Genomic DNA, 7,326 nt, shown 5'->3' with positions numbered 1-7,326 from the left:
ACCCTCGGTACTAACCGCCGTTCAGAAGAAGACTTTATTGAAATACTTTACTTTTACGATATAAAAGCTGTCATAGATGTAAGACGATTTCCAGTCAGTAAGTTTGAACACTTTAAAAAGACATATCTTGAAACTCTCCTCAAAAATGCCGGCATAGAGTACCATTATCTCGGTAAGGAATTAGGAGGATATAGAAAGGGTGGCTATCAGGCATATAGTCTGACTGAAGAGTTTGTATCAGGCATAAACCTCGCAGAGGAAATTGCTATGAGAAGACCTTCAGTTATAATATGTGCTGAAAAAATTCCATGGAAGTGCCACAGAAGATATATTGCAAGGGCTATGCACAAAAAAGGATGGGAGATCATCCATATAATAGATAAAGGAAAGGTCTGGGTACCGGAATAATGGATATGCTTATTGATATACATGCCCACCTTGAAATGGACAATTTTGAGAATGACAGAGATGCTGTATTAAATCGTGCAAAGGATGCAGGTCTTGGCTGTATCATAACTGTCGGCTCAGATATAGAAGGCTGTGAAGGTGGGGTAAGGATTGCATCTGAGTATGATATGGTTTATGCCGCCATCGGTATTCATCCACACGATGCAAAGGATATAGATGAGGCGACTTATGACCTCCTCCGAGAGCTCTCAAGAAACGAAAAGATAATCGCCTTCGGTGAAACAGGTCTTGATTACCGCTACGAGTATTCTCCAAGGGAAATTCAACAACAGAGGTTCAGGGAACAGATAAGGCTTGCAAAAGAATTAAGGCTTCCGCTCATTATACACAACAGAGAGGCTACTCAAGATACGAAAAGGATAATGGATGAAGAGAATGCTTGGGAAGTTGGGGGCGTGATGCATTGCTTTTCAGGTAGCCTTGAGACTGCAAGAGAGGTAATCGCCAGGGGATTCTATATCTCATTTGCCGGACCTGTCACATTCAAAAAGGCGGAGAATACAAAGAATGTAGTTAAGGGTATCCCTATTGAAAACATACTTATCGAGACTGACTGTCCATATCTTGCTCCAGAGCCATTTCGTGGAAAGAGAAATGAACCTTCATACCTTAGATATATAGCAGATGCGATTGCAGATATAAAAGGGCTGAGCCCTGAGGATGTGGCGAGGGTTACAACATACAATGCAATGAGACTCTTTGGTATAGGGAAAATCGAAGAAGGGCAGATAGTATATAAGATAAGGGGTTCGTTGTATCTTAATATCACGAACCGATGCACAAATAGATGCACATTCTGTGTGAGATACTATACAGACTTTGTCAAGGGTCACCATCTCAGACTTAAATCAGAGCCATCGGTCAGAGAGGTTATAGAGGCAATCGGTGATCCGACACAATATAGAGAGGTAGTATTCTGTGGCTATGGTGAGCCATTAATAAGGCTGGATGCGGTCAAAGAGATCGCAAGATGGGTTAAAGAACATGGTGGAAGGATAAGAATAAATACAAACGGGCAGGGAAACCTCATACACGGGAGGAATATCCTTCCTGAACTAAAGGGGCTTGTTGACGCGATATCCATAAGCCTTGATGTAGATGATGCAGGGAAATACTATGACATCTGCAGGCCCAAATTCGGAAGGGATACATTCGAGAAGATAAAGGAATTTATCCTTGAGGCTAAAAAATATACCCCCCATGTGAGGATAACCGTCCTTACACTCCCAGAGGTTGACATCGAAAGGTGTAGAGCAACAGCCACAGAACTTGGGGTAGAGTTAAAGATAAGGGAGTGGGGGGTGGTGGGGTAAGGCACTCAGTCTCTTTATCGCCTGTATCTTTTCGTAATCCCCTATCTTTGCGGAGGCAATAGCCTTTCTCAGGACTTCGATAGTTATGTCATAGGTACTTCTGTCAACTGGATATGGATGTCCGTCTTTTCCACCATGTGCAAAACTGAATCGTGCAGGGTCACGGAAACTCGGTGGTGTATCGTAAAGGAGTTCTGAGAGGAGTGCAAGCGCCCTTATGGTTTTCGGACCAACACCCTCTATCTCAAGAAGTGACCTGAAGCCTTCTGGCTGTTGTTTATAAATCTTCAAGAAGGTCTTCTCGAGTCTATCGGGATTTATATCAGCAATCTCTATCTTGTGCCTCTGCGGTAGTTGAAGTTCCTGCAGTTTCTTTATCTCACTGATTATCTTTTCTGGTTTATCCCGTGAAATATCAGTGCATACAGCCCTCGCCTCTGTGCTTTCCTTTGCGACCATGTTTAAGACATTGGCACCTTTTTCAGCACATATTGTGGAGTGTGGCTCACAAACGAAATCGGATACACCTTCGCCAAGCCAGTGATAACGCCTTGCAGTTCGGTCAATCTCGTTCATCCCCTGCTGTATCACGGCCCACTGCCCGTCTTCTGTAAATATAAAGGTATGATGGTAGAGCTGGTATCCATCCTGTAGTGCAGTGTTGTCAACCTTTGCAGACATCTTACTTGCATAGATAAGGGTGGCTGGATTTATCGAGATATATTTCCCGAAGGATTCTATCTCAATCGGGGTTCTCCTTGATGTAGCACCCTTTCCACCAGCGATAAATACCCCAATCTCCCTCGATACATCCCTGATACTTTCTTTTAATGCGCCACATACGGTTGTTGTGATCCCACTTGAATGCCAGTCGAATCCAAGGATACAACCCAATGCCTGAAACCAGAAAGGATCAGAAAGTCTTTTGAGAAGTTCTCTTACTCCAAACTCGGAGACTATAGCGATAATAATCTCTCTGCTGAGAGACCTCATCCGTTCAAAGAGCCAGCGGGGTGCCTTCCCATAATGCAACGGAACTGTAGCTATACCTGTCCTACCCATATACCATCATCCCAATGCCTAAAATCATTATAACACACCAACCACCTGCCTGCGATATTTTTCTGACATGCAAAAAGAGTTATTGCCTTCATAAATTTTATGATAAAATAAGATCTTGAATGATATGAAAAAGAAAATTAAAGATATCTATATTGGGGAGGCCAAAGATGGATTGGAAGGAACGAATCTCCGTTGATCCATTGGTTTGCCATGGAAAAGCATGCATCAAAGGAACACGCATTTTGGTATCAGTCATTCTGGATAACTTGGCAGCAGGCATCGGTCAAGAAGAAATCTTAAAAAGTTATCCCTCTTTGAGTACTGAAGACATCAAAGCTGCAATAGCCTACGCTGCTGAAGTAGAAGGGATTAATTATGAACAAAATTTTTCTTAAATCTTGTGAAAAAATGGACGAAATTCAAGATGGAAAAGTTGACTTAATTATCACATCTCCACCCTATTGGAACGCGATTGATTATGATGTGCATGTATCTGATAATACGAAATGGTTTAGAACAAGAAAAGGGGATGAGTATGAAAAATATTTGGAATGGTTAAATATTTGTTTTAAAGAATGTTATCGTGTGTTGAAACCAGGTAGATTTTGTTGTGTAGTTATCGGGACGGTGCTATGTGATGGAAAACATTATCCTTTACCGCACCATTTTATTTCTTTAATGGAAAATATAGGTTATGAATTTCATCAGGATATTATCTGGTATAAAGTGACAGGGGGAGTAAAGAGAGCAGGAGTAACAATTCAAAACCCATACCCAGGATATTATTGTCCAAATATTATGACTGAGTATATCTTGATATTTAGAAAACCTGGGCCAAAAATTTACAAAGATAAAACAAAGGAAGAGAAAGAAAAGAGTAAAATTCCTATGGATGATTTATTTACAAAAGAATTAGCCAATAATATATGGCATATTGCCCCAGTTCCTCCAAATCAATACGACCATCCTTGTCCCTTTCCTGAAGAAATACCCTATAGACTTATTGGATTTTTTTCCTATCCCGGTGATTTAGTTTTAGACCCCTTTTTAGGTATAGGGACAACTATTAAGGTTGCTAATCGTCTTAATCGTAAATGGATGGGATATGAGATAAAAGAGAAATATATAAAAACTGCAGAACGACGATTGAATGAACCGTTGTATTTAAGAGGACAACTTATATCTATTTTTGAGAAAATTCCTGTAAATGAGAATAGTATAAAATTGCTACGTAGAACAAAGATTAAAGAGTATATCCTCGAATCCTCTCAGCAGAGATCATTCGAGTTTATTCTTAAGGAGAAAAAATATAAATACAAAACGAGAACAAAACAAAAGTAGGCAGTTAATAACTGAAATTGCAAAAATAGGACAGCAACATACCACCAAACTCTCAATACAGGAGTTGTTTCCATTTAAGCATTATTTTGATAATACCGGAAATTTAATCAAAAACGATCTTGACGAGATTGATGGTCTCTGGACAAGAAGAGAAATACTTGCAAGATATTTGCTTGTCAGTGCTGTTTTAGATCAGGGACCTGATATTGAAGGAGTTAGACTCCTTCTTAAAGATGTAGTCAATACGTTGTATAAAAAAGAAATCCGTATATTCCATAAACCATTAGATTTCTTTAAGGAGTTAGGTGTTTCTATCGATGAAATTTTAGAAAAGCATAAAAGTGTAAAAACTATTCGAGCAAATATTTGGGCAAGAGAAAACAAATCCAATCCCAATAAGTATAGCCTCTTCTTTGCTCCGAATCAACAATTCACAAGCACAACTAAGCAAGTTTTAGATTACGCTATTTATCGTTGGGGTGTCCCTTTATGCGTACCCCTCCTTTTGGAAAGAGATTTACAGAAAAACCTATTGGAATCATCTGAACCACTTGTTGATTATATTGAAAGCTGGAACTCCGCTGAAATTATGAGTCAACAGATAAAAGATAATGAAAGGTATGGTTTAGGCAAAGCAATTGGAGATAAAGCAGGACACCTCTTCGCTAAATGGTATATCCATACTTTAGGTTTGGTAAAGAGAAGAGACCACTCATGGGGATACCTTTCATATGAACTGCCATTTGATAGCAATGCGGGGCGTGTTTTATTCCGAACAGGATTTTTGCTTAATTGCGCTGACTTATCTAACTATAAAGATTGGAATGTTATTCAGGAAGGTAAGGGTAAGGGAGGAGAACATTATATTCGTGTAACAAACATTAGAGGTAAAAAATCTGATGATTTTTCGAGTTTGAAAGATATAATGGATTCTTATGCGTCTATCTGTATTAAATATCTTATGGTAAGAAAACGAAGGCCATCAAAGATTGAAATACAACAAATCCCAAATGTTCTCTTACTTGGAACTGATTATGGAATTGGCGATTTAGATGACGGTCTAATTCATATTGGGACAAATTACTGTTTTAACCATAATAAACCAAGATGTAGTCAGTGTCTGATACAAGAATTATGTATGGGATACAAAAGCAACAAAAAACTAATTATGGATTATAGAACATAATTTCTAACGCGCCACACATATTAAATGCCATAGGTCAAGATAAAAATATGAGATTTCATATGGTTAAGAAGCAAATCTAAGGGATCTAAGGGAAAGGGAAATTTTAAAGCTCGCATCTTCAAATATCAATATAACAAAGTCAAAGCTTCTCCATCACCCTTCTTTTTTCTCTCTCCTTCTTCGATGGTCTTCTTGGATTTCCTTTTCTTTTGTGATGCACAATTAAAGAGTCTTCAGAGTCATCATCTTTGAGATATAGTATCTCCGTGGAAATGTAAGATGGCTCTGTATAGGACTTCCCCTGCTTAATAACTCTATCTATCCGTTCCTCGAACTCGGCAGATGAAATCACCGTGCATCCGCACGACATGCTGAACCTCTCTATCTCTCTGTCTGAACTTACGACAATCCAGCCACCTTTTTTTCCAGATACCATCCTCTTTATAACATCATCTGCCTTCTCTCCGAGCCTTGAATAGATTACCATTACAGCGCCTGATTTCTCACTGTTTTCAACAGGAAGCCCTGATTTCCATCCATCGAACACAACAGTAATCTCATGCTTACGGCTGAGACTATACTCATTAAGTCTTTTTACAAGCCTCTCCCTTAGTGTTTCCATTTCTCTATCAGCCTGTCCTATCATGTTATAACCGTCTATGAGTATCCTTAACATAGTCCTTTTATTATATCAATAATGTCATCAAGGGCAATCTCCTGTTGAACCTTTGTTTCCATATTACGGAGTATTGCCTTCTTTCTTGCAATCTCTTCATCACCTATGATAATGGTATATTTGGCTCCAGATTTATCTGCCTTCCTCATCTGACTCTTGAGGCTTCCTTTGTATCCGAGTTCTGCCCTGACCCCTTCATATCTGAGCCTGCAGATCATCGGAAGAGATAATTTTGCTGCAGCATCTCCGATAGAGGCAATAAAGACCTCAGGTGGATGTGAATTCGTGCTATCCTTTTGAAGAAGAGAGACAAGCCTCTCAACCCCTATGCCAAAACCAATACCAGGAGTTGGAGGTCCGCCAAAGTCCTCTACCAATCCATCATATCTTCCACCAGCAGCAACAGCGTTCTGTGCGCCAAGTTTATCGTTCAGTATCTCAAAGGCAGTCTTTGTATAGTAATCTAGCCCCCTTACGATTCGTGGATTGATGGTGAATGGAATATCAAGCATGTTTAGATATTCTTTAACAGCATCGAAGTGATCTCTGCAGCCCTTGCAGAGATAGTCAAGCATACGTGGTGCATCTATAGTAGCAGATATGCAGCCCTCACTCTTGCAGTCAAGCGTCCTGAGGGGGTTTTTTTGATACCTGCGGTTACAATCATCACAGAGGAGTGATAGCCTTTCAGAAAGGAATTTAATAAGTATATCTCTATAATCTTTTCTGCACTCCTTGCATCCGAGAGAATTTATCTGGAGTTTAAGCCCTGCTACACCAAGTCTTTCAAAGAGCAGATTGAGCATACTGATTATTTCGGCATCTATACGGGGATCATCCACGCCTAATGCCTCTGCACCAATTTGATAAAACTCTCTGTATCTACCCGACTGTGGCCTCTCATATCTAAACATTGGTCCGATATAGTATAGTTTTGTCAGATACGAAGAATAGAGTTTGTGTTCCACATATGCCCTCACAACCGGTGCAGTGCCCTCGGGTCTGAGGGTTATACTCCTGCCTGATTTATCAAGAAAGGTATACATCTCCTTTTCTACTATATCCGTAGTTTCACCGATACTCCGGGAGAAGACATTGGTGTATTCTATTATCGGAATCTTTATCTCGGAGTATCCAGAGGTTTCAAATACCTCTCTAACTATCTTCTCCAGCCACTGCCAGATGGGAATTTCCTCAGGAAGTATATCCCTTACACCCTTTATTGCCTTTATTTCCATGAACATTAATATAGCCTGTAGAGTGTGATAAGTCAATTTTTT

General features: G+C 39.7%; 8 protein-coding genes. 5 read left to right on the top strand and 3 right to left on the bottom strand.

Annotation, left to right across the window (positions count from 1 at the left end; translation table 11 throughout):
• Both AB1488_10305 and AB1488_10300 read left to right on the top strand, forming a co-directional pair.
• A partial coding sequence (locus AB1488_10305) for a DUF488 domain-containing protein (protein MEW6410480.1) occupies positions 1 to 408 on the top strand: 408 nt, incomplete at its 5' end.
• Positions 408 to 1,781 (top strand): YchF/TatD family DNA exonuclease, encoded by a 1,374-nt coding sequence (locus tag AB1488_10300; protein ID MEW6410479.1) that lies wholly within the window; start codon positions 408 to 410, stop codon positions 1,779 to 1,781. The genes AB1488_10305 and AB1488_10300, both read left to right, overlap by 1 nt.
• Here AB1488_10300 and AB1488_10295 read toward each other — a convergent pair.
• Positions 1,749 to 2,843 carry a DUF763 domain-containing protein gene (locus AB1488_10295; protein MEW6410478.1) on the bottom strand — a complete coding sequence of 365 codons (1,095 nt, stop codon included), beginning with the start codon at positions 2,841 to 2,843 and terminating at the stop codon, positions 1,749 to 1,751. The genes AB1488_10300 and AB1488_10295 overlap by 33 nt on opposite strands.
• Before the next feature lie 167 nt (positions 2,844 to 3,010).
• Here AB1488_10295 and AB1488_10290 point away from each other — a divergent pair, with 167 nt between their 5' ends.
• From AB1488_10290 to AB1488_10280, 3 genes are all read left to right on the top strand, one after another.
• Positions 3,011 to 3,238 carry a DUF433 domain-containing protein gene (locus tag AB1488_10290; protein ID MEW6410477.1) on the top strand — a complete coding sequence of 76 codons (228 nt, stop codon included), beginning with the start codon at positions 3,011 to 3,013 and terminating at the stop codon, positions 3,236 to 3,238.
• On the top strand, positions 3,219 to 4,184 hold the full coding sequence (locus AB1488_10285; GenBank protein ID MEW6410476.1) for a site-specific DNA-methyltransferase: 966 nt from the start codon (positions 3,219 to 3,221) through the stop codon (positions 4,182 to 4,184). The genes AB1488_10290 and AB1488_10285 overlap by 20 nt, the downstream gene beginning before the upstream one ends.
• A 64-nt stretch (positions 4,185 to 4,248) precedes the next feature.
• Positions 4,249 to 5,370 (top strand): hypothetical protein, encoded by a 1,122-nt coding sequence (locus AB1488_10280; GenBank protein MEW6410475.1) that lies wholly within the window; start codon positions 4,249 to 4,251, stop codon positions 5,368 to 5,370.
• 139 nt (positions 5,371 to 5,509) lie between these two features.
• Here AB1488_10280 and AB1488_10275 read toward each other — a convergent pair whose 3' ends face one another.
• Together AB1488_10275 and hisS are read right to left on the bottom strand one after the other, a co-directional pair.
• On the bottom strand, positions 5,510 to 6,046 hold the full coding sequence (locus tag AB1488_10275; GenBank protein ID MEW6410474.1) for an NYN domain-containing protein: 537 nt from the start codon (positions 6,044 to 6,046) through the stop codon (positions 5,510 to 5,512).
• A complete protein-coding gene (gene hisS / locus AB1488_10270; GenBank protein ID MEW6410473.1) occupies positions 6,040 to 7,284 on the bottom strand; it encodes a histidine--tRNA ligase in 1,245 nt (414 codons plus the stop codon). The genes AB1488_10275 and hisS overlap by 7 nt, the downstream gene beginning before the upstream one ends.
• Positions 7,285 to 7,326: the final 42 nt, after the last annotated feature.

The organism is Nitrospirota bacterium (assembly GCA_040756155.1).
Lineage (GTDB): Bacteria > Nitrospirota > Thermodesulfovibrionia > JACRGW01 > JBFLZU01 > JBFLZU01.
The sequence above is the reverse complement of the archived record's forward strand: the minus strand, read 5'-3'. Positions and strand labels throughout refer to the sequence as shown.